Origin of the sequence: Rhizobacter koreensis (genome assembly GCF_013366375.1) — a bacterium.
Lineage (GTDB): Bacteria > Pseudomonadota > Gammaproteobacteria > Burkholderiales > Burkholderiaceae_C > Schlegelella_A > Schlegelella_A koreensis.
The window spans coordinates 458,624-480,994 of the sequence record NZ_JABWMJ010000001.1 but is presented as its reverse complement, the minus strand read 5'-3'; the positions used below and the strand labels follow the sequence as shown (position 1 = coordinate 480,994).

Sequence of the window (22,371 nt, the reverse complement as noted above, 5' to 3'; positions counted from 1 at the left end):
AGACGCCCATGAGCCTGCCGCCGAGCCCGCGCTTCGACACCTTCTACAGGCACGCCGACCTGATGCGGCTGCTCGCCGACTACGCCGCAGCGTACCCGGCGCTGGTCGCGATCGAGACGATCGGGCGCAGCCACGAGGGTCGCGACATCGCCGTCGCGATCGTCACGCGCCATGCGACCGGGAGCCACCTCGACAAGCCCGCGTTCTGGGCCGACGGCAACATCCACGCCGCCGAGCTGACCGCGAGCACGGCCGTGCTGTACTACCTGCACCAGCTCGTCACCGGCTACGGCAGCGACCCGCAGATCACGCATCTGCTCGACACCCGCACGATCTACCTCTGCCCGCGCCTCAACCCCGACGGCGCCGAGCTCGCGCTTGCCGACCGACCGCGCCACATCCGCTCGTCGACGCGGCGCTACCCGTTCGACGAGGCGCCGGTCGACGGCCTCACCACCGAGGACGTCGACGGCGACGGACGCATCCTCTCGATGCGCATCCGCGACCCGCACGGCACCTACAAGAAGCACCCGGCCGACGCGCGCCTCATGATCGCGCGCGAGCCGGGCGAGTTCGGCGGCGAGTACTACCGCATCGTCCCGGAGGGGCTGATCGAGAACTACGACGGCGTCACGTTCAAGGTCAACGCCGATCCGGAGGGGCTCGACCTCAACCGCAACTTTCCGGCGTTCTGGCGCCAGGAGTTCGAGCAGCCCGGCGCCGGCGAATACCCGACCAGCGAGCCCGAGGTCAAGGCGATGGTCGACTTCGTCGTGAAGCACCCGAACATCGGCGCCGCGATCAGCTATCACACGCACAGCGGGGTGATCCTGCGGCCGATGGGCACCGAGAGCGACGACGACATGATCCCGGAGGACCTGTGGTCGATCAAGCGCTTCAGCGAGATCGGCGCGCGGCTCACCGGCTACCCGGCGATCAGCATCTGGCACGAGTTCAAGTACCACCCGAAGGAGATCATCACCGGGACCCAGGACTGGATCTACGAGCACCTGGGCGCGCTGTTCTGGGTGGTCGAGATCTGGGCCCCGAACCGCGAGGCCGGCATCACCGACTACAAGTACGTCGACTGGTACCGCGAGCACTCGCCCGACGACGACCTGAAGCTCATCCGCTGGAGCGACGCGCACTGCGGCGGCCAGGCGCACGTCGACTGGAAATGGTTCGACCATCCGCAGCTGGGCCCGGTCGAGATCGGCGGCTGGGACAAGATGAACTTCTGGCGCAACCCGCCGCCGGCGCTGCGCGAGCGCGAGGCGGCGCGCTTTCCCGCGTGGATGACGCAGATCGCGCTCTCGCTGCCGCGCCTCGAGCTGCTGCGGGTCGACGCCGACCGGCTCGGCGCCGACACCTGGCGCGTCCGCATCGCGGTCGCCAACAGCGGCTGGCTGCCGGCCTACGTGACGCGCCGCGCGCTCGCCCGCAAGACGGTGCGCGGCGTCGTCTTCGAGATCGACTGGGGCGATGGCGCCGGCGTGGCGCTGGTCGGCGGCACGCGGCGTGTCGAGGGTCCGCAGCTCGAGGGCCATGCGCCCAAGGCGTCGCTCAACGCCTTCATGCCGAGCCGCGACGTCACCGGCGACCGCGCCCTCGCCGAGTGGGTGGTGCGCGCACCCGCCGGGACTCGCCTGGCGCTGAGCGCGCGCGCCGACCGCGCCGGCAGGGTCGCCGCCGAGGTGACGCTCGGCGAGAACGTGGACGCTGCCTAGAAGCGGATCCGCATTCCGGCCGCGAGGCCGTGACCGGTCGAAAGCCCCGTGAGCCGCTCGTTCAGGTAGGCCGCGTAGAGGTCGGTGCTCTTCGACAGGTTGTAGTCGTACGCGACCGACGCACTGCGGTCGGTCGAGCGCGCACCGGCGGCACGCGTCTTCGCATGGCCGAACGCGGCGAGCACCGAGCCGCGGCCGAGCGGCACCGAAGCGCCGACCTGCAGCAGGCGGGTCCGCACGTCGGTGTCGGCCTCGGTGCGCACCTGCCCGCCCTGCGCATAGAGGCGCACGACCTGCAGCTCCCAGGTCGCGCCGATCTGCCAGGCGTCCTGACGATCGAAGCCGGGCGGCAGCGGCAGCGGGCTGTTGCGCACGCGCTGGACGGCGCCGCTCAGCACCACCGGACCCATGATGTAGAAGGCGCTCGCACCGACGTTGCTGCCGGTGCTGCCCGGTGAACCCTCGGCGGCGTTGTAGGCGAGGTTGACCTTGAGGTCCTTGTCGGTGGCGTTGTTGGTGTACGAGAGCGAGTTGCTCCAGCTGCGATCGTCGAGCAGCGCGCGCCCGTAGTACTGGCGCACGCTCGGCGAGAACCCGGGCGACTCGCCGAACGGGTTGAAGCTGGTCGTCGCCATGAAGAACGGCGTGGTGTTGCGGCCGAGCAGCGTCGTGCCGAAGGCGCCCTGCAGGCCGACGAACGAGTCGCGGCTCCAGAAGCCGTCGCCCGGGTAACGCCCGGCACTGCCCTGGTCGACGCGCACGAACGACTCGAGCTGGTAACGCGCGCGCAGGCCGCCGCCGAGGTCGTCGGAGCCGCGGATGCCGATGAAGCTCTCGGTCATGTTGCCGCTGTCGAGCCGGTACGCGGTGCGGCCGCCGGCCGGACGCTGGCGCGCCACCGACACGTCGAGCAGGCCGTAGATCGACGGCGCGGTCTGAGCCTCGGCCGCCGTCGCGGCGGTCAGGGCGAACAGCGCCAGGGCGGCGCCGCGGGTCGATCGGATCATGTGCAATGCCTCTCCAGGAAACGGTCGCGCCGATTGTGGCGGCAAGCCTCGGCACGGGCGCGCCGGCCGCACGGGCGGCGTCGGCGTCGCGCCACACGGGGCATCTTCAGGCGACGTCCGCCTCGCCACGGCGCGTCATCCAGCGCAGCAGGGTGCGACGCAGCATCGACGGGTCGAGCGGCTTGGTCAGGAAGTCGTTCATGCCGGCAGCGAGCGCCTGCTCGCGTTCGCCGACCAGCGCCGCAGCGGTGAGGGCGATGATCGGCAGCTCGTCGGCCGGGTGCGCGCGGCGCAGCTCGAGGGCGGCGTCGTGGCCGCTCAGCACCGGCATCTGCACGTCCATCAGCACCGCGTCGAACGGGCGGCCTTCGGCGACCGCCGCCTCGACCGCGCCGATCGCCATGCGGCCATCGAACGCCTGCCCGACCTCGATGCCCCAGCGCTCGAGCGTCGCCGTCGCGATCATCATGTTGACCACGTTGTCCTCGACCAGCAGGACGCGGCGCCCGGCGAGCACCTCGTCGCCGGCCGGCTCGGCGGCGTCGACGGGGTCGGCGCTCGGCGGCGCCTCGGCCAGCGGCAGGTCGGCCCAGAAGGTGCTGCCGCGTCCCGGTGCACTCTCCATCCCGACGCGGCCGCCCATCAGCTCGGCGAGCTCGCGGCAGATCGAAAGGCCGAGGCCCGTACCGCCGTAGCGCCGGGTGGTCGAGGAGTCGCCCTGCGAAAACGGCTGCCACAGGTGGCGACGCGTCTCGGCATCGATGCCGCCCCCGGTGTCGGCGACCGCCAGCCGGATCTGGCCCGCCGCCGCCGGACGCGCCTCGATGCGCACCGTGCCGGCGTCGGTGAACTTGATCGCGTTGGTGATGAAGTTGCCGAGGATCTGGCGCACCCGCACCGGATCGCCCGCGACGCGCGCCGGCAGCGCATCGTCGACGACGAGCTCGAGCGCGAGCTCCTTCACGTCGGCCAGCGATCGGTACGACCGTTTCACGTTGACGAGCGTCTCGCGCAGGTCGAAGGCGACGTGCTCGAGCGTGATCTTGCCGGCCTCGATCTTCGACAGGTCGAGGATGTCCGAAAGGATGCCTTCGAGCCCGCGCGCGCTCTCGAGGATCTGCTCGAGATAGCGGCGCCGCTCGGCGTCGTCGACCGGATCCTGCAGCGCCATCCGCGCGAGGCCGAGCAGGCCGTTGAGCGGCGTGCGGATCTCGTGACTGGTGTTGGCGAGGAAGGCGCTCTTGGCACGGTTGGCCGCCTCGGCGGCGTCGCGCGCGGCGGCGAGCGCGGCGTCGATGCGACGCCGCTCGGTCACGTCGTCGGCGATCCAGATGGTCCCGCCGTCGACCGGATGCTGCGGATCGACCATCTGGGCGAGCAGGCGGCACCAGAACACGCTGCCGTCGCGGCGCCGCATCTCGCGCTCGGTCTCGAACGAGCGCCCGGCAGCGAGCTGGGTTTCGGCGATGCGGCCGACGTCGGCTTCGGGCTCGGCGTCGGGCCAGACCGCCGAGCGCGGCTGGCCCGCGAGCTGGCCGATCGGCCAGCCGAAGGTGCGCTCGAAGCGCGGGTTGGCCTGCACGAAGCGGCCGCCGCGCGTGAACGCGATGCCGATCGAGGCACGCTCGAGGATCGCCGCATGCTCGAGCCGCGTCTGCTCGGCCTGGGTGACGTCGCGCGCGTTGGCGACGATGTAGGCGCGCCGATCCATCTCGAAGCGCGCGGCAGACAGGCGCATCGACACCAGCGCTCCCGAGCGCGTACGCACCGTCGTCGGCATGTCGGTGGCGACGCCGGCGCTGGCGAGTGCCGCCACCAGCCGCTCGCGGTCGGCGCCGTCGTGCCAGACGCCGAGTTCGGTGGCGGTGCGCCCCACCGCCTCGGCGGCCGGGTAGCCGGTGATGCGCTCGAACGCCGTGTTGACCAGCGCATAGCGCCCGGTCGCGGCCTCCGACACCGTGATGCAGTCGGGGCTGGTCGCGAACAGGTGGCGCAGCATCGCCTCGGAGCGTCGCAGCGCGGCCTGAGCGGCCAGCCGGGCCGTGATGTCGAACAGGATCAGCAGGGTCGCCGGGCCATCGGCGGCGTCGACCCGCACCGAGGTCGCCTGCACGCTGATCGGGCGGCCGTCGCGGCCGAGCGCCGCGAAGTCGCTGACCGGCACGCTCTCGCCGGCCGGCTGCCCCTCGAGACGGCGCACCTGCTCGATGCACCGGGCGCGCGATTCACCCGGCGCGTAGAGCTCCGCGACGTCGACGTCGACCATGGCGGCGGCGTCGGCGAAGCCGAACAGGCGCGCCGCCGCCGGGTTGGCGTCGAAGATGCGGCCGCTCCGATGCAGCAGCAGCGGCGAGGGCGAGCGCTCGAACAGCTCGCGGTAGCGCGTCTCGCTGGCGACGAGACCGCGCCGCGCCCGCATCTCGTCGGTAACGTCGCGGGCGACGCCCCAGTGACCGAGGAAGGTGCCCTTGGCGTCGAAGCGCGGCTCGCCGCTGATGCTGTGGACGTGGCTGCGGCCGTGGCGGTCGCGGCGCCGCATCAGCATGCCGGAGAACGGGCGCCGCCCTTCCAGGTCGGCACGATGCTCGTCGAGCCGCTCCGGGTCGACCATCACGCCCGGCATCTCCCACGGGCGCAGGCCGAGTTGCACCGGGCCGACCGGCACCGGGCGCTGCTCGCCGGCCGGGGAGACGAACGTGAAGCGGGCATCGGCGTCGAGCTCCCAGTGCCAGTCGACCGCCATCCGCAGCAGGCCGCGGAAGTGGCGCTCGCGCTGATCGACGGTCTCGGTGTAGCGCGCGACCACGCGTGCCAGCAGCGAGCCGCCGACCAGCGCGCATGCGATCACGATCCATTGCAGGCCGAGCAGCAAGGCGAGCTGGGCCGGGCTCTCGCCGCCGCCGGTCCGGGCGGTGTCGAGGCCGGCGAGCAGCGCGGTCGCACCGAGCGCGAGCGCAGCCATGCCGAAGCCGGTGCGCCAGCCGAGGATCGCGGTGACCAGGCAGACGACGAGCGGGCAGGCTCCGAGCGACGGACTGCGCAGCGGGTCGCCGAGCACCGCGCCGACCCCGACGGCAAGCGCGATGGCCGCCAGCGCCACCCCGGCCAGCGCGCCGTGCAGCGGAAAGCCGGGCCGCGCGCTGCGCTGCCAGCACGGGGCGCAACCGGCGCTGAACACCACGAGAGCGATCAGCAGCGCCGTATAGCCGGCGCTCTCGTCACGCTCGACCAGCGTTGCGAACACCGCCGCGCACGCCACCCCCGCCCAGGCGCCGGTGCCGAAGCACGCTCGCCCGATGATGTGCAGCGGTGCGTCGGCGCGGCCGGGCTGCGCCATCGGCGCGGGTGCGTCGCTCATGCGTGGCTCATGCGTCGCTCAGGTGCCGCGGCAGCGGCAGGCGCGGCCCGGCCCCACGGTCACGCGAGGCCGGCGTGCGGCGACGGCGCCGCCGCGGCGGCCAGTTCCGCGCGGGTCGCCTCGGCAACGCGTCGCGCCCCGACCGCGAAGTCGGCCTCGGCGCTCGCGTAGAGCACGGCGCGCGACGAGCTGACGACGATCGGCGCCCGGGTGCCGGATGCATCGCCGCGCCAGCCGGCGCGCACGGTCGCCGCGGCGTCACCGCCCTGCGCGCCGATGCCGGGCACCAGCAACGGCAGCGTCGGCGCGAGCTCGCGCACCCGCGCCAGCTCGGCCGGGAAGGTGGCGCCGACGACGAGGCCGAGCTGGCCGTTGCGGTTCCACGCCTGCTCGGCGGTCGCGGCGATGTGCTCGTAGAGGCGTGCACCCGAGCCGAGCGTCTGCGCCTGCAGGTCGCTGCCGCCGGCGTTCGAGGTGCGGCAGAGCAGGAACAGGCCCTTGTCCGCGTACGCGAGGTACGGCTCGATCGAGTCGAGGCCGAGGAACGGGGAGAGCGTCAGCGCGTCGGCACGGTAGCGCTCGAACGCCTCGCGCGCGTACTGCTCGGCGGTCGCACCGATGTCGCCCCGCTTGGCGTCGAGGATCACCGGCACCCCCGGCGCCCTGGCGTGGATGTGGTCGATGAGCGCCTCGAGCTGGTCCTCGGCGCGCTCGGCGGCGAAGTAGGCGATCTGCGGCTTGAACGCGCAGACGAGGTCGTGCGTGGCATCGACGACGGCGGCGCAGAAATCGAAGATGCGGCCGCGGTCGCCGCGCCAGTCGGCCGGGAAGCGCGCCGGGTCGGGGTCGAGGCCGATGCAGAGCATCGAGCGATGCGCGCGCTCGCTCGCGGCGAGCATCTCGGTGAACCTCATGCGGCGTTCGGCGTGTCGCCGCGTGCGGCGGCGCGCGCCAGCTCGGCGGCGCAGCCCACGTAGCCGCGCGGCGTGAGCTCGCGCAGGCGGGCGCGCTCGGCCTCGGGGATCGCGAGGCCCTCGACGAACGCGTGCAGCGACTCGCGGGTGATCGCGCGGCCGCGCGTGAGCGCCTTCAGCTGCTCGTAGGCATCGGCCACGCGGTAGCGTCGCATCACCGTCTGGATCGGCTCGGCGAGCACCTCCCACGCGGCGTCGAGGTCGGCGTCGATCGCATCGCGGTTGACCTGCAGCTTGGCGGTGCCGCGGGCCAGCGACTCGTAGCCGAGCAGCGTGTGGCCGAGCGCGACGCCCATGTTGCGCAGCACCGTGCTGTCGGTGAGGTCGCGCTGGAAGCGCGAGATCGGCAGCTTGCCGCTCATGTGCGAGAGCAGGGCATTGGCGATCCCGAAGTTGCCTTCGGCGTTCTCGAAGTCGATCGGGTTGACCTTGTGCGGCATCGTGCTCGACCCGACCTCGCCCGCGACCGTCTTCTGCCCGAAATAGCCGAGGCTGACGTAGCCCCAGACGTCGCGCGACCAGTCGATGAGGATGGTGTTGGCGCGCGCGAACGCGTCGAACAGCTCCGCAATGCCGTCGTGCGGTTCGATCTGGATCGTGTACGGGTTGAACGCGAGCCCGAGGCGCTCCTCCACCACGCGGCGCGCGAACGCCGGCCAGTCGAGCTCGGGGTACGCCGCGAGGTGCGCGTTGTAGTTGCCGACCGCGCCGTTCATCTTGGCCGGCAGGCGCACCGCGGCGATCGCCTGACGGGCGTTGCGCAGGCGCGCGACCACGTTGGCGATCTCCTTGCCGAGCGTGGTCGGGCTCGCGGTCTGGCCGTGAGTGCGCGCCAGCATCGGCACGTCGGCGTTGGCATCGGCGAGCGCGGCGAGCGCGCCGACCACGCCGTCGAGAACCGGCAGCAGCACCTCGTCGCGCGCGGCCCGCAGCATCAGCGCGTGACTGGTGTTGTTGATGTCCTCGCTGGTGCACGCGAAGTGGATGAACGCGAGCGAGCCGGCGAGCTCGGGCTGGTCCCTGAAGCGCTCCCCGAGCCAGTACTCGACCGCCTTGACGTCGTGGTTGGTGGTGCGCTCGATCGCCTTGATCGCGGCCGCGTCCGTCTCGGAGAAGCCGCTGACGAGCGCGCGCAGGGCGTCGACCGCCGCGGCCGGCAGCGGCGCGAACTCGGCCAGGCCGGCCTCGGACAGCGCGATGAACCACTCGACCTCGACCTGCACCCGGCGGTGAATCAGGCCGAACTCGGACAGCAGCGGGCGCAGCGGGTCGACCTTGGCGGCGTAGCGCCCGTCGAGTGGCGAAAGGGCGAGCAGGGGCGATGCGTTCATCGAAAAGCGGGAATTCGGCCGCTGCCGTGAGGCCCGGAGGGCGGCAGTCCGCGCCATTATCGGCGGTGCGTTCAACGGGGGTTTCCCGCGGCTTCGCGGCGCCGTTGCAGCCGCGCCGCAGCCCCGGAAGACGCCCGCGGCGCAGGCGTTTCGCTGCGGAGGCGCCACCTAGAATGAATCATTCCCCCACCCGCTCCTGCATGAAACTCATCGGTTCCCCGACCAGCCCTTACGTCCGCAAGGTCCGCATCGTGCTGGCCGAGAAGAAGCTGGACTACCGGTTCGAGGTGGAGGACGTCTGGAGCAGCGACGCCATCCTCGCGTCGAACCCGCTCGGCAAGGTGCCCTGCCTGGTGATGGAAGGCGGCGAGGCGGTGTTCGACTCGCGGGTGATCGTCGAATACCTCGACACGCGCTCGCCGGTGAGCCGGCTGATCCCGGAATCGAACCGCGAGCGCACCGAGGTGCGCACCTGGGAAGCGCTCGCCGACGGCGTGCTCGACGCCTCGATCCTGGCGCGCCTCGAGGCCACCTGGCCGGGCCGCACGCCCGAGCAGCGCTGCCAAGCCTGGATCGACCGCCAGATGGTGCGCATCCGCTCGTCGCTCGAAGCGATGGCCACCGGGCTCGGCGACAAGCCGTTCTGCACCGGCATCCACCTGTCGCTCGCCGACATCGCGGTCGGCTGTGCGCTCGGCTATCTCGACTTCCGCTTTCCCGAGATCAACTGGCGCAACAACCACGCCAATCTCGCGCGGCTGGCCGAGAAGCTCAACGTGCGGCAGAGCTTCATCGACACCGCGCCGCCGCGCGGCTGACGCCCGCCTCGGCCAGCGAGGCTCAGGCCGGCGGCGGGCACGGCACCCGCCGCGGGCGACCGCGCCATTGGGCGAAGCCGAACGCAGCGAACAGGATCAGCAACGCGAGCCACTTGAGTGCGCTCACCAGCGCCAGCGCGACGCCGACCGTCGGACGCTCGCTCGCGAGGTACCAGGCCGTCAGCAGGTTCTCGACGACGTCGGCAAGCGGTGCCGTCAGCAGCGAAAGCCACGTGAAGCGACGCAGCCGGCGGTGCGCCGCCGCGTCGTCGGGGCGCCAGTCACGCAACCTGCGCACCGTCTGCAGGGCGACGATGCAGAGCAGGTGCGTGTAGACGACGATCAGGCCCAAGTCGAGCCAGAGCGACGCGGAGAGCTTCTGCGCGTAACCCTCGATCACGCTCGGCGCCGCGCCGAGCGGCCAGAGCTGGAAGCACGGCAGCTGCAGCGCGGGCCGGCACGGCGAGCCGGCGACATCGGGCGTCTGCGCACTGATGAGCGCCGCGAGCACGAGATAGGCCGCGAACGGCAGCAGGAAGCGGGCACTGCGCCACATCGGCAGCCACGCCTCGGGCGCGCCTTGACGCTCGCGCGCGACCAGCGACGGGTGCTTGCATGCGTCGGCGGGCGGCGCCCGGCGCTGCAGCCCGGCCAGCGCCCACCACGCGCCGGTGAAGCCGACGAACGCCTGGTCGTGCGCGCACGCGCGCGGGTCGGGCCGGCGCGGCGGTTGTGCGTCGGGCGGCGCGAGGCGCAGGCCGAGCGCGGCGGCCTCCTCCAGCATCCACTCGAGCGCGATGTCCGAGAGGCCGGCCTCGCGGTACGAGCCGCCGACGTCGCTGTGCGCGCCGGCGAACCAGACCTGCTTCAGCGAGGGCCGGAACTCGGTACCGCCGCCCGGCCGCTCGACCGTTTCGGGCGCGTCGCGATTGCGGCCGCCGTAGAGACGCGGCTCGTAGCTGTGCCGGTACTCGCCGTCGGCGACGGCGTGGCGGATGTGGTCGAAGCGCTTGTCGGCGGTCGATTGGTCGCTGCTGATCGCGCGCCGGCGCAGCCCGCCGACCGTCGCGACGGTGTCCCAGACGCCGATCAGGTAGACGCGCGCCTCGCGCCCCGCCGGGTCGGTGAAGTGCGCGCGGATGTCGTCGGCGCGCTGCGTCCGGGGCGTGCCGCGCTGCGAGAAGTAGATGCGCAGCAGCGTCGGCACCATCACGTCGCCGGCCGGGCGCACCACGCCGAACAGGTTGACCATGCCGCTCACCGCGCGCGCGGTGAACGCGCCCCGCGAGAAGCCGAACAGGAAGATGCGGTCGCCCGGCCGGTAATTGGCGATCAGGAACCCGTAGGCGCTCGCGATGTTCTCGTAGACGCCACCACCCAGCGCGAGCCCGATCCAGAGCCGGATCTGGAACCAGAGCTGGTCGAGCCAGCTCACCGCCGGGAAGTCGGACGCGGTGCCGACCCCGGGGTCGTAGTAGAGCAGTTGGCGCTCGTCCTTGACGCAGGCGCGCGCGAGCTTGACGACGTTGGTGTCGCGTTCGTTGCCCCACACGTTGCCGGTGCCATCGCAGCAGACGACGAGATTGCGGCCGGCGCCGCCGCCGGTGGCGTCGCGCGTCGCCTGAACGGCGGCGGCTTCGGCCACGTGTGGCGTCGGCGGCGGCGTGCCGTCGGTCGATCGGGCGGCGGAAAGGTCGGCGGCGGGCGATTCCATGGAGCTCCTGATCGACGCTCACGGCGCGGCCTCGACCGTCGAGCCGCTGCCGCGAACGGATCGATTGTCGAGCCCCTGTGAGCGCGCCGTCGGCTCGACATCGCGGCCGACGGCTCGTCCGCCACCCGCACCACGGTGAGCCTTCCGGTGCCGGCGGCGCGCTTGCGCTCGCCGGTGCAGGGCCCCGACGAACCCGTCGATCGCCGCACGGCGCCGGCGCCGAGCCGTGCGCCATGCGCGCTATGCCGCGACCGCGAAGCTCTCCGCCTGCGCCATCGGCCAGTAGGTGCGGAACACCTGGTGCGGCATCTCGCCGGCAAGCAGTTCGCCGGGCCTGACGAAGGGCAGCAGGTTCGCGAGCAGCTTGACGCCCTGCTCCGAGTGGCGCCGCACGATGTGGGCGGCGGTGATCGCCGAAGGATCGGGCAGGCCCGCCGCCTGCACCAGTTCCTTCAGCGCCATGAGCGTGTTCTGGTGGTAGTGGTAGACGCGGTCGCTCTTCGTCGGGACGTCGAGCGCGCGCTGACGCACCGGGTCCTGCGTGGTCACGCCGGTGGGGCAGTTGCCCGTGTGACAGGTCTGCGCCTGGATGCAGCCGAGCGCGAACATGAAGCCACGCCCCGAATTGCACCAGTCGGCGCCGAGCGCCAGCATGCGCGCGATGTCGAACGCGCTCACCACCTTGCCGGCGCAGCCCAGCCTGATGCGGCTGCGGAGGTTGAGGCCTACCAGCGTGTTGTGGACCAGCAGCAGACCTTCCTGCAGCGGCGCGCCGACGTGGTCGGTGAACTCGAGCGGCGCCGCGCCAGTGCCGCCCTCGGCGCCGTCGACGACGATGAAGTCGGGCGTGATGCCGGTCTGCTGCATCGCCTTGGCGATCGCGAACCACTCCCACGGGTGGCCGATGCAGAGCTTGAAACCGGTCGGCTTGCCGCCCGACAGGTCGCGCAGGCGGTCGATGAAACGCATCATCTCGATCGGCGTGGTGAACGCGCTGTGCGAGGACGGCGAGACGCAGTCGACCCACGGCGGCACGCCGCGCGCCTCGGCGATCTCGATCGTCACCTTGGGGCCCGGCAGCACGCCGCCGTGGCCCGGCTTGGCACCCTGCGAGAGCTTGAGCTCGATCATCTTCACCTGCGGGTCGGCGGCGTTCTTCGCGAAGCGCTCCTCGCTGAACGAGCCGTCCTCGTGGTTGCAGCCGAAGTAGCCCGAGCCGATCTCCCAGATGAGGTCGCCGCCGTGCACGCGGTGGTGGCGGCTGATCGAGCCCTCGCCGGTGTCGTGCGCGAAATTGCCGCGCTTGGCACCGGCGTTGAGGGCGAGGATGGCGTTGGCTGACAAGGCGCCGAAGCTCATCGCCGAGATGTTGAAGATGCTCGCCTCGTACGGCTGCGCGCGGCCTTCGCCAATCAGCACGCGAAAGTCGTGCGTCGGCAGCACGCTCGGCTGCAGCGAGTGGTTGATCCACTCGTAGCCGATCTCGCCGACGTGCATCTGGGTGCCGAACGGGCGCTTGTCGGAGTCGCCCTTGGCGCGCTGGTAGACGAGCGAGCGCTGCTGACGCGAGAACGGCGCCGCCTCGTTGTCGCCCTCGATGAAGTACTGGCGCATCTCGGGGCGGATGAATTCGAGGAGGAAGCGCAGGTGCCCGATCACCGGGTAGTTGCGCAGCACGGAGTGGCGCGTCTGCACGCGGTCGCGCAGCCCGAGCAGCACCAGCGCGAGCAAGGCGACGGCAATCCAGGGTCTCCAGCCCCAGCGCCATGCGGCGTACGCGGCGAACACGAACGCGACCGCGCACGCGATCCAAGCCGTGTAGCGGACCGGGAAGTGATCGTCGAGTCGTTTGATCCAGGCGAACATCGGACACCTCGCAATTGCCGGCCGATGGTAGACGCCGCACCGGCACCGAAAACCCGATGAAGCGTCGGCCCGTGGGCCTGTTCGGGCGATCGCATCCTGCGGACCGCAGCCGGAGACGCGTCGCTATACTCCGCGCGCAGCGCCGATTTGTCCGACTTGCGGGCGCTCTACAAATGCCGCTAAAGAGGCGCCGACCCGGTGGCCGCTTCGTCGGTCGAGCGCCTTATATGTCCGACCTCGGTTTCGTTTCCCCGCAATCCCTGCACTTCGCCGAGCCGCTCGCGCTGCGCAGCGGCCAGCAGCTCGCGGACTACACGATCGTCTACGAAACCTACGGCACGCTGAATGCCGAGCGCAGCAACGCGGTGCTGGTCTGTCATGCGCTCAACGCGTCGCACCACGTCGCCGGACGCTACGAGAACCAGGCGCGCAGCGAGGGCTGGTGGAACAACCTGGTCGGGCCCGGCAAGCCGCTCGACACCGACCGCTTCTTCGTCATCGGCATCAGCAACCCCGGGTCGTGCTTCGGCTCCACCGGGCCGATGCACCCGAACCCGGCGTCCGCGAGCGGGCGCCCGTATGGCGCCGACTTTCCGGTGATGACGGTCGAGGATTGGGTCGACGCGCAGGCGCGCGTGATCGACCGCCTCGGCATCGACACGCTCGCCGGCGTGCTCGGCGGCAGCCTCGGCGGCATGCAGGCGCTGGCCTGGGCGCTGCGCCACCCGACCCGGCTGCGCCAATGCATCGCGGTGGCCACGGCGCCCAACCTCTCGGCGCAGAACATCGCCTTCAACGAGGTCGCGCGGCGCGCCATCGTCACCGACCCCGACTTCCACGGCGGCCACTTCTACGAGCACGGCGTGGTGCCGCGGCGGGGCCTGACGGTCGCGCGGATGATCGGCCACATCACGTACCTCTCGGACGACGCGATGGAGGCCAAGTTCGGGCGCGACCTGCACGCCGCCGCGCTCGGCTACACCACGCGCGACACCGAGTTCCAGATCGAGAGCTACCTGCGCCACCAGGGGGACAAGTTCAGCGAGTACTTCGACGCCAACAGCTACCTGCTGATCACGCGTGCGCTCGACTACTTCGATCCGGCGCGCGAGCACGGCGGCGACCTCACCGCGACGTTCGCGGCGGCGCGCTGCCGCTTCCAGCTGGTCAGCTTCTCGACCGACTGGCGCTTCGCGCCGGCACGCTCGCGCGAGATCGTCAAGGCGCTGGTCGACAACCAGCTCGACGTCAGCTACGCGGAAATCGACGCGCCGCACGGCCACGACGCCTTCCTGCTCGAGGACCCGCGCTACCACGGCGTGCTGCGCGCCTCGTTCGACAACCTGGCGCGCGAAGTCGGCGCGACGGGAGCGGCGCCGTGAGCGATCCGCAAGCGACGAGCCCGCGCGCGCAGGCACGGCGATCGCTGCGCCAGCGCGGCGCGCTCGGGCCCATCGATGCGCCGCAGGCGGCGCCCGCCGACCGCTCGGCCGACTGGCGCGTGATCGCCGAGCTGGTGCCGGCCGGCTCGCGCGTGCTCGACCTCGGCTGCGGCGACGGCGCCCTGCTCGAGCACCTGCGCCGCGAGCGCGGCTGCACCGGCTACGGCATCGAGATCGACGACGCCAACGTGCTGGCGTGCAGCCGGCGCGGTGTCAACGTGATCCAGCTCAACCTCGAGGAGGGCCTTGCGCTCTTCGAGGACCAGAGCTTCGACGTCGTGCTGCAGCTCGACACCCTGCAGCACCTGCGCAACACCGAGCGCATGCTGCGCGAGACCGCGCGGGTCGGGCGCCTCGGCATCGTGAGCTTTCCCAACTTCGCGCATTGGCCGAACCGGCTGCACGTGGCCGGCGGGCGCATGCCGGTGACGCGCGTGCTGCCGTACCAGTGGTACGACACGCCCAACATTCGCGTCGGCACGTATGCCGACTTCGCGGTGCTGGCGCGCAAGAACGGCCTGACCATTCTCGATTCGTTCGGCATCCAGAAGGGCCGCGTCGTGCGCCACGCACCCAACCTGCTCGCGAGCGTCGCGGTGTTCAAGTTCGAGCGGCGCGCCGGTACCGGCGGTCCTGAACGCTGATCGACACGGGACGCGCGACCCGGAACCGCGCTGGCGGGCGGACTCGTTCGAGCCTGGCCGCCCCGGCGTTCGCGTCGGCCCGAAGTCACGGGCGACGGTGCCGCGCCAGATCCGGTTCCTCGCCAGCCGAGTCACGCCGCCCCGGCTGGGCGATGCGCTTAACCAAGGCGGGTGCGTGCCCGGCGCGACCCAGCGAGAACCCTGCGCCGCCCACGTCGCCGACCATGCGGCTCTAGATCAAGCGTGCTATTATCTAGCACGCTATGAAAACGCACGCTGCAGACGCGCCGGTGTCGAACCCCGCTGCCGCCCCCTCGGGCGGCGTCGGCATGCAGCTCTCCTTCGCGCTCTATTCGGCCGCCAACCGGATGGCGCGCGCGCACAAGCCGTTCCTCGAACCGCTCGGGCTCACGTTCCCGCAGTACCTGGTGCTGCTCGAGCTGTTCTCGGCGGCACCGCGCAGCGTCGGCGAACTCGGCACCAAGCTCGGCATGGACACCGGCACCATCACGCCGTTGCTGAAGCGGCTCGAAGCCGCCGGCGCGGTGACGCGGCGCCGCGATCCCGCCGACGAACGCCGCGTGCTGGTGAGTCTCACCGCGGCCGGCGAGGCGCTGCGCATCCCCGTGCTCGGCGTGGTCGACCAGGTCAAGGGTGCCTGCCCGGTCGACGAGGAACGGCTGGTCGCGCTCCGCGACACCCTCGCCGGCCTCGCGCCGCGCGAAGACTAGAAGAAAGCACCCTCGATGAGGTTCGAGCAGTGGCCGCTGCGGCCGCCGGCGGAGCGTGGCGTGGCGCGCCAGCGCCGACGGTTGGCGGCGCCCGTTGGGGCGTCCGTCGCGCGAAGCGGCTCGACTATGCTCGCGGGCTGCCCGCAGGGCAGCGCCCGGGCAGCGCGGCGCACCCATGCACGCGCGGCCCCGTCTGCGAGCACCCGACCACGCCGTCAGCCGCGCATCGGCGCGGCATGGCCCGACCCTTGCTCGCGCCGATTTTTTCGGCGGCGAGCCGGCGCCGCGCCGGCTCGCCGCCCCTGCGGCGCCGCGCGTTCCGCTCTGCCGGCCCAGCGGCCGGCTCGAGCTCTCTGGAATTCCCGCTGCCATGACGACAAGAAGGAACCCGATGTCAGGCTCCAAACCCAGCGCCCGTGATCCGCGGCGCACCCCTGTGCTGCGCCCCTCGCTGTGGGCGCTGCCGCTGCTGGTGATGCTCGCCGCGTGCGGCCCGAAGAACGGCGCCGCGCCCGGAGCGCCCGGCGCGCCCGGCGGCGCCGCGCCCCCGCCGCCCGAGGTCGGCGTCGTGGTCGTCAAGCCCGAGCCGATCGGCCTCACCACCGAGCTGCCGGGCCGCCTCGAGGCGTCGCGCGTCGCCGAGGTGCGCGCGCGCGCCGCCGGCATCGTGCTCAAGCGTCTGTTCACCGAAGGTAGCGACGTGCGCGCCGGCCAGCCGCTGTTCCAGATCGACCCGGCGACCTACCAGGCCAACGTGGCGAGCGCGCAGGCGACGCTGGCGCGCGCGCAGGCGAGCCTGACCCAGGCGACCGCGCAGGCCGAGCGCTACCGCCCGCTGGTCGAGGCCAACGCGATCAGCCGCCAGGAGTACGTGAACGCGGTCGCGGCGCAGAAGGCCGCCGAGGCCGACGTCGCCGCGGCGCGTGCGGCGCTGCGCACCGGCCAGATCAGCCTCGGCTACGCGTCGGTGACGGCGCCGATCGCCGGCCGCATCGGCCGCGCCCTCGTCACCGAAGGGGCGCTGGTCGGCCAGGGCGAGCCGACGCCGCTCGCCGTGATCCAGCAGATCAACCCGATGTACGTGAACTTCACGCAGTCGACGTCGGACGTGCTGCGCCTGCGACGCGCGGTCGAGAGCGGCGAATTCCGGCGCGCCGGCGACGCCGGCGCGGCGCGCGTGCAGATCGTGCTCGAGGACGGCACGGTGTATTCGCAAGCTGGCAAGCTGCTGTTCCAGGACCTCACGGTCGACCCGACGTCGGGCCAGATCACGCTGCGCGCCGAGGTGCCGAACCCGCAGCGCGTGCTGCTGCCCGGCATGTACGTGCGAGTGCGCCTCGAGCAGGCTCAGACCCCGTCGGGGATCGTCCTGCCGCAGCAGGCGGTCACGCGCGGCACCACCGGCGACACCGTCATGGTGGTCGGCGCCGACGGCATGGTCGCGCCGCGCCCGGTGAAGATCGGCTCGGCGCAGGGCAACCGCTGGATCGTGCTCGAAGGCCTCAAGCCGGGCGAGCAGGTGATGGTCGACGGCTTCCAGAAGCTGCGCCCGAACACGCCGGTCAAGCCGGTGTCGTGGCAACCACCGGCGAGCGCGGCCGCCAGCGGCGCCGCGGTGCCCGCAGGCAGCGGCCCGGGCGTTGGTGGCGCCGGTGGCGCTCGCGGTGCCGGCTCCGGCGGCGCCGGCGGTGCAGGTGCAGCCGGCAGCGGTGGTACCGACGCGGCCGGCGCTGCGGGCGCCGGCACGACCGGCGGCCAGGCCGGCCCGGCGGGCGTCAATGCCGGCGGCACCGGCTCGGGCGGAACGCAGGGCGCCGGGAGCGGCGCGCCGCAGGGCGGACAGCCCGGCGGCGCCGCGGCGGTCGGCGGCGGTGCGCCGCAGGCGGGCAGCGGTGGCACCGGCAGCGGCGCCGGCGGCGCGGGGGGCGGGACCGGTGGCACGAGTGGCGCGGCGGGCGGCACCGGCGGTGCCGGCGCCGGCAGCCGATAGGACGCATCGATGGCCCAGTTCTTCATCGATCGTCCCATCTTCGCGTGGGTGATCTCGCTCTTCATCCTGGTGCTCGGCGGCGTCGCGATCAAGCAGCTGCCGATCGCCCAGTACCCGTCGGTCGCGCCGCCCTCCATCGTGCTGACGGCGACCTACCCCGGCGCGTCGGCGCAGGTGCTCGAGGACAGCGTGGTCAGCGTCATCGAGCAGGAGATGAACGGCTCGCCGGGTCTCGCGTACATCGAGTCGCTCAGCCAGGCCAACGGCGTCGGCCAGATCACGCTGACCTTCGAGACGGGCACCAACGCCGACCTCGCGCAGGTCGACGTGCAGAACCGGCTCTCGCGTGCCGCGCCGCGCCTTCCGGCTGCGGTCACGCAGCAGGGCGTGCGCGTCGACAAGGCGCGCTCGAACTTCCTGCTGTTCACGATCCTGTCGTCGGACAACCCGGCGTACGACCCGGTCGGGCTCGGCGACTACGCGTCGCGCAACGTGCTGCCCGAAATCCAGCGCCTGCCCGGCGTCGGCCAGGCGCAGCTGTTCGGCACCGAACGCTCGATGCGGATCTGGCTCGATCCGGCCAAGCTGGTGGGCTTCAACCTTTCGGCGAGCGACGTCACCACGGCGATACGCGCGCAGAACGCGCAGGTCTCGTCGGGCACGATCGGTGACCTGCCGATCGTCGGCGAGCAGGCGATCAGCGCCACGGTGGTGGTGCAGGGTCAGCTGACCACGGTCGAGCAGTTCGCCAACATCATCCTGCGCGCCAATCCCGACGGCTCGACGGTGCGCCTGCGCGACGTGGCCCGGGTCGAGCTCGGCGGCCAGAACTACTCGACGTCGGCGCGCCTCAACGGCAAGCCGTCGACCGGCATTGGCGTGCAGCTCTCGCCTACCGGCAACGCGCTCGCGACCGCGGAGCGGGTGCGCACCCGCATGACCGAGCTCGCGCGCTACTTCCCGCCGGGCGTGAAGTGGGACATCCCGTACGACAGCTCGCGCTTTGTGAAGATCTCGATCAGCCAGGTCGTCGAGACGCTGGTCGAGGCGGTGGTGCTGGTGTTCCTGGTTATGTACCTGTTCCTGCAGAACTTCCGGTACACGCTGATCCCCACCGTCGTGGTGCCGATCGCCCTGCTCGGGTCGTTCGGGATCATGTTCGCGTTCGGCTTCTCGATCAACGTGCTGACGATGTTCGCGATGGTGCTGGCGGTCGGCATCCTGGTCGACGACGCCATCGTCGTGATCGAGAACGTCGAGCGGATCATGTCCGAGGAGGGCCTGTCGCCACGCGACGCGACCAAGAAGGCGATGGGGCAGATCAGCGCGGCGCTGGTCGGCATCACCGTCACGCTGGTCTCGGTGTTCCTGCCGATGGCGTTCTTCGCCGGCTCGGTCGGCAACATCTATCGCCAGTTCTCGCTGGTGATGGTGAGCTCGATGCTGTTCTCGATCTTCCTCGCGAACTCGCTGACGCCGGCGCTCTGCGCGCACTTCCTCAAGCCGGTCGAGGCCGGCCACCATCACGAGAAGCGCGGCTTCTTCGGCTGGTTCAACCGCGGCTTCAGCGCGACCACGCACCGCTACGAGAGCGGCGTCGCCAAGATGCTGCGCCACGTCTGGCGCTGGTTCGCAGTGTTCGGCCTGATCGTCGCAATCGTGGTGCTGATGTTCATGCGCATGCCGCAGTCGTTCCTGCCCAACGAGGACCAGGGCTACATCATCGCGAACGTCCAGCTGCCGCCGGGCGCCACGCAGAACCGCACGCTGCAGGTGATGCAGCAGGTCGAAGGCTTCATGCTCAAGCAGCCCGAAGTCGACAAGATGGTCAGCGTGCTCGGCTTCAGCTTCTTCGGCAGCGGCCAGAACGCGGCGCTCGCGTTCGTGACGCTCAAGCCGTGGGAAGAGCGCTCCGGCGTCGAGCATTCGGCACAGGGCATCGCCGGCCGCGCGATGGGTGCGCTTTCGGGCATCCGCGACGCCTTCGTCATCGCGCTCAGCCCGCCGGCGATTCCGGAGCTCGGCACCGCGACCGGCTTCACGTTCCGCCTGCAGGACCGCGGCGGCAACGGCCACGACGCGCTGCTCGGCGCGCGCAATCAGCTGCTCGGCATGGCCGCGCAGAGCAAGGTGCTCGCCGGCGTGCGGCCCGAGGGCCTGGAGGACGCGCCGCAGCTGCAGATCGACATCGACCGCAACCGTGCGGCCGCGCTCGGCGTCGGCTTCGAGGCGATCAACGCGGTGCTCTCGACGTCGCTCGGCTCGACCTACGTCAACGACTTCCCGAACGCCGGCCGGCTGCAGCGCGTGGTGGTGCAGGCCGACGCCCCGGATCGCATGCAGCCCGAAGACCTGATGCGTCTCAACGTCATCAACAACCAGGGCAAGGTGGTCCCGCTCGGCGCGATCGCGACGACGCGCTGGGTCACCGGCCCGATGCAGACCGTGCGCTTCAACGGCTACCCGACGATGCGGATCGCCGGCGACGCCGGACCGGGCTACAGCACCGGGGACGCGATGCTCGAGATGGAGCGCCTCGCGCAGCAGCTGCCGGCCGGCTTCGGCTTCGAATGGACCGGGCAGTCGCGCGAGGAGCGCCTCGCCGGCGCGCAGTCGACGATCCTGATCGCGTTCTCGCTGCTCGCGGTGTTCCTGTGCCTCTCGGCGCTCTACGAAAGCTGGTCGATCCCGTTCGCGGTGCTGCTCGCGGTGCCGCTGGGCGTGCTCGGGGCGGTGCTCGGCGCCAGCATGCGCGGGATGCCGAACGACGTGTTCTTCAAGGTCGGCCTGATCACGGTAATCGGCCTCTCGGCCAAGAACGCGATCCTGATCATCGAGTTCGCGAAGGACCTGCACGCCAGCGGCATGAGCCTCGTCGATGCGACGCTGCGTGCGGTGCACCTGCGCTTCCGGCCGATCCTGATGACGTCGATCGCGTTCATCCTCGGCGTGCTGCCGCTGGTGGTGTCGTCGGGCGCCGGCTCGGCGAGCCAGCGCGCGATCGGCACCGGCGTGATGGGCGGGATGATCACCGCGACCGTGCTGGCGGTGATCTTCGTTCCGATCTTCTTCGTCGCGGTGCGCACGCTGTTCAAGGGCCGCAAGCCCCTGCCGGCGCCGCCGGGCGGCGACCCGGCCGTCGCGCCGGCGACTTCCCACGAGGTTCCGCGATGACGCGCCGCCTTTCGAACCCGGGCGCCGGCCGGCGCGGCATGCGCGTCGCGCTGCTCGCCGCTGCGCTCGCCCTGGCCGGCTGTACCAGCCTGATCCCGCGCTACGAGCGCCCGGAGCCGCCGGTCGCCGCCACCTACACGGCCGACCTGCTGCCGGGCGGTGCGGGCACCACCGCCGCCGCCGACATCCCGTGGCAGACCTTCTTCGGCGACGCGCGCCTGCGCACGCTGATCCAGGTCGCGCTCGACAACAACCGCGACCTGCGGGCGTCGGCTCTCGCGATCGAACGCGCGCGTGCGCTCTACAACGTGCAGCGCGCGAGCGGGTTCCCGACGGTGGGCGTCGGCGTCGGCGGCCAGCTGCAGCCGAACCCCAAGGAACTCGGCGGCGGCACCAGCCAGCTCTACACCGCCGGCCTCGCGGTGCCGTCGTGGGAGATCGACTTCTTCGGCCGCATCCGCAGCCTCAGCGAGGCCGCGCTCGCGCAGTTCCTCGCCACCGAGGAGGCGCGCCGCGCGGCGCAGATCAGCCTGATCGCGGCGGTCGCCAACACCTATTTCGCCGCGCTCGCCGACGACGAGCTGCTCGCGGTGACCGAGCAGACGCTCGCCACGCGCGAGGAGACGCTGCGCCTCACGCGCCTGCGCTTCGACGTCGGCGCGTCGTCGGAGTTCGAGCTGCGCCAGGCCGAGTCGCTGCTCGAGAGCGCGCGCGCGACGCTGGCCCAGCAGGTGCGTCAGCGCGCGCTCGACGAGAACGCGCTGGTGCTGCTGCTCGGCCAGCCGGTGCCGGCCGACCTGCCCCCGGGCCTGCGCCTCGCCGATCAGCAGCTCGTCACCGACCTGCCCGCCGGGTTGCCGTCGGAGCTGCTGACGCGGCGCCCCGACATCCGCCAGGCCGAGCAGCTGCTGCTCTCGGCCAACGCCAACATCGGCGCGGCACGCGCGGCGTTCTTCCCGAGCATCTCGCTCACCGGGAGCGTCGGCGTCGCGAGCACCCGGCTCGGTTCGCTGTTCACCAACGGCACCTTCGCCTGGAGCGTCGCGCCGCAGATGCTGCTGCCGATCTTCGACGCCGGGCGCAATCGCGCGAACCTCGCGGTCGCCGAGGCCGACCGCGACCTCGCGCTGGCGCGCTACGAGCGCTCGATCCAGACCGCGTTCCGCGAGGTCTCGGATGCCCTCGCCGGCCGCGCGACGCTGACCGAGCAGGTGCGCGCGCTGAACGCGCAGTCGAACGCCGAAGCCGTGCGCTTCCGCCTCGCGGACCTGCGCTACCGCTCGGGCGCGTCGAGCTTCCTCGACGTGCTCGACGCGCAGCGCGCGCTGTTCCAGGTGCAGCAGGCGGCGCTGCAGGTGCGCGCCGCGCAGGTGCAGAACCTCGTCACGCTCTACCAGGTGCTCGGCGGTGGTTGGACCGATCCCGCGAGTGCGCCGCCCGCCGACGCCGCAGCGGGTTCGGCGGGCGGCACGCCCGCCGCCGCTCCGACCAGCGCCACCGCCACGCCGAAACCGGTGCCGATGCCCGGCGCGTTGCCGCCCGGCACCGAGACCCGGCTGCCGTCGAACCCGGTGCCGCCCGCACCCGCGCGCTGA

Annotated in this window: 13 protein-coding genes, 1 pseudogene and 1 riboswitch; of the genes and pseudogenes, 8 read left to right on the top strand and 6 right to left on the bottom strand. The window is 71.9% G+C overall.

What is annotated here, in order from left to right; all coding sequences use genetic code 11:
• Positions 1 to 8: 8 nt before the first annotated feature.
• Positions 9 to 1,727 (top strand): M14 family metallopeptidase, encoded by a 1,719-nt coding sequence (locus tag HQN59_RS02075; RefSeq protein WP_176065565.1) that lies wholly within the window; start codon positions 9 to 11, stop codon positions 1,725 to 1,727.
• Here the strand turns inward: HQN59_RS02075 and HQN59_RS02070 are convergent.
• The 4 genes from HQN59_RS02070 to purB form a co-directional block, all read right to left on the bottom strand.
• A complete protein-coding gene (locus tag HQN59_RS02070; RefSeq protein WP_176065563.1) occupies positions 1,724 to 2,734 on the bottom strand; it encodes a porin in 1,011 nt (336 codons plus the stop codon). The genes HQN59_RS02075 and HQN59_RS02070 overlap by 4 nt on opposite strands.
• 106 nt (positions 2,735 to 2,840) lie before the next feature.
• On the bottom strand, positions 2,841 to 6,092 hold the full coding sequence (locus HQN59_RS02065; protein ID WP_176065561.1) for a PAS domain-containing hybrid sensor histidine kinase/response regulator: 3,252 nt from the start codon (positions 6,090 to 6,092) through the stop codon (positions 2,841 to 2,843).
• Between the two features lie 59 nt (positions 6,093 to 6,151).
• Positions 6,152 to 7,006, bottom strand: a complete 855-nt coding sequence (gene pyrF, locus HQN59_RS02060) for an orotidine-5'-phosphate decarboxylase (RefSeq protein ID WP_176065559.1) — start codon at positions 7,004 to 7,006, stop codon at positions 6,152 to 6,154.
• A complete protein-coding gene (purB, locus tag HQN59_RS02055) occupies positions 7,003 to 8,397 on the bottom strand; it encodes an adenylosuccinate lyase (protein WP_176065557.1) in 1,395 nt (464 codons plus the stop codon). Before purB ends, pyrF begins: the two co-directional genes overlap by 4 nt.
• Before the next feature lie 200 nt (positions 8,398 to 8,597).
• Between purB and HQN59_RS02050 the strand changes: the two genes are divergently transcribed.
• Entirely contained in the window at positions 8,598 to 9,215 is a 618-nt protein-coding gene (locus HQN59_RS02050; RefSeq protein ID WP_176065555.1) for a glutathione S-transferase family protein, read from the top strand.
• Between the two features lie 22 nt (positions 9,216 to 9,237).
• Here HQN59_RS02050 and HQN59_RS02045 read toward each other — a convergent pair whose 3' ends face one another.
• Together HQN59_RS02045 and HQN59_RS02040 are read right to left on the bottom strand one after the other, a co-directional pair.
• On the bottom strand, positions 9,238 to 10,929 hold the full coding sequence (locus HQN59_RS02045) for a DUF2235 domain-containing protein (RefSeq protein WP_176065553.1): 1,692 nt from the start codon (positions 10,927 to 10,929) through the stop codon (positions 9,238 to 9,240).
• 240 nt (positions 10,930 to 11,169) lie between these two features.
• Positions 11,170 to 12,795, bottom strand: coding sequence for an FMN-binding glutamate synthase family protein (locus tag HQN59_RS02040; protein ID WP_176065551.1), 1,626 nt, complete (start codon positions 12,793 to 12,795; stop codon positions 11,170 to 11,172).
• A gap of 129 nt (positions 12,796 to 12,924) precedes the next feature.
• A riboswitch (SAM riboswitch) is annotated at positions 12,925 to 12,999 on the top strand.
• A 23-nt stretch (positions 13,000 to 13,022) separates the two neighbouring features.
• On the opposite strand from HQN59_RS02040, the gene metX reads away from it, so the two are divergent.
• The 6 genes and pseudogenes from metX to HQN59_RS02010 all read left to right on the top strand — a co-directional run bounded on the left by metX (position 13,023) and on the right by HQN59_RS02010 (position 22,371).
• Positions 13,023 to 14,177, top strand: coding sequence for a homoserine O-succinyltransferase MetX (gene metX, locus HQN59_RS02035; RefSeq protein WP_176065549.1), 1,155 nt, complete (start codon positions 13,023 to 13,025; stop codon positions 14,175 to 14,177).
• Positions 14,178 to 14,248: 71 nt separating this feature from the next.
• The gene (metW, locus tag HQN59_RS02030) at positions 14,249 to 14,881 is read left to right on the top strand and encodes a methionine biosynthesis protein MetW (protein ID WP_425342681.1); all 633 of its coding nucleotides are present in this window, start codon (positions 14,249 to 14,251) and stop codon (positions 14,879 to 14,881) included.
• 263 nt (positions 14,882 to 15,144) lie between these two features.
• Complete coding sequence (locus HQN59_RS02025) at positions 15,145 to 15,612, top strand: MarR family winged helix-turn-helix transcriptional regulator (protein WP_176065547.1); 468 nt, start codon at positions 15,145 to 15,147, stop codon at positions 15,610 to 15,612.
• 391 nt (positions 15,613 to 16,003) lie between these two features.
• Positions 16,004 to 17,305, top strand: a pseudogene (locus tag HQN59_RS02020) (efflux RND transporter periplasmic adaptor subunit); the annotation flags it as partial.
• Positions 17,306 to 17,611: 306 nt separating this feature from the next.
• Positions 17,612 to 20,776: an efflux RND transporter permease subunit gene (locus HQN59_RS02015; RefSeq protein ID WP_176065544.1), complete on the top strand. Its 3,165-nt coding sequence runs from the start codon at positions 17,612 to 17,614 to the stop codon at positions 20,774 to 20,776.
• Positions 20,773 to 22,371: an efflux transporter outer membrane subunit gene (locus HQN59_RS02010; RefSeq protein ID WP_280926622.1), complete on the top strand. Its 1,599-nt coding sequence runs from the start codon at positions 20,773 to 20,775 to the stop codon at positions 22,369 to 22,371. The genes HQN59_RS02015 and HQN59_RS02010 overlap by 4 nt, the downstream gene beginning before the upstream one ends.

What these genes read in the sequence shown, in the direction of transcription:
- HQN59_RS02075 (WP_176065565.1), top strand. Translation starts at nt 9, where the DNA reads ATGAGCCTGCCGCCGAGCCCGCGCTTCGACACCTTCTACAGGCACGCC.
- HQN59_RS02070 (WP_176065563.1), bottom strand. Translation starts at nt 2,734, where the DNA reads ATGATCCGATCGACCCGCGGCGCCGCCCTGGCGCTGTTCGCCCTGACC.
- HQN59_RS02065 (WP_176065561.1), bottom strand. Translation starts at nt 6,092, where the DNA reads ATGAGCGACGCACCCGCGCCGATGGCGCAGCCCGGCCGCGCCGACGCA.
- pyrF (WP_176065559.1), bottom strand. Translation starts at nt 7,006, where the DNA reads ATGAGGTTCACCGAGATGCTCGCCGCGAGCGAGCGCGCGCATCGCTCG.
- purB (WP_176065557.1), bottom strand. Translation starts at nt 8,397, where the DNA reads ATGAACGCATCGCCCCTGCTCGCCCTTTCGCCACTCGACGGGCGCTAC.
- HQN59_RS02050 (WP_176065555.1), top strand. Translation starts at nt 8,598, where the DNA reads ATGAAACTCATCGGTTCCCCGACCAGCCCTTACGTCCGCAAGGTCCGC.
- HQN59_RS02045 (WP_176065553.1), bottom strand. Translation starts at nt 10,929, where the DNA reads ATGGAATCGCCCGCCGCCGACCTTTCCGCCGCCCGATCGACCGACGGC.
- HQN59_RS02040 (WP_176065551.1), bottom strand. Translation starts at nt 12,795, where the DNA reads ATGTTCGCCTGGATCAAACGACTCGACGATCACTTCCCGGTCCGCTAC.
- metX (WP_176065549.1), top strand. Translation starts at nt 13,023, where the DNA reads ATGTCCGACCTCGGTTTCGTTTCCCCGCAATCCCTGCACTTCGCCGAG.
- HQN59_RS02025 (WP_176065547.1), top strand. Translation starts at nt 15,145, where the DNA reads ATGAAAACGCACGCTGCAGACGCGCCGGTGTCGAACCCCGCTGCCGCC.
- HQN59_RS02015 (WP_176065544.1), top strand. Translation starts at nt 17,612, where the DNA reads ATGGCCCAGTTCTTCATCGATCGTCCCATCTTCGCGTGGGTGATCTCG.
- HQN59_RS02010 (WP_280926622.1), top strand. Translation starts at nt 20,773, where the DNA reads ATGACGCGCCGCCTTTCGAACCCGGGCGCCGGCCGGCGCGGCATGCGC.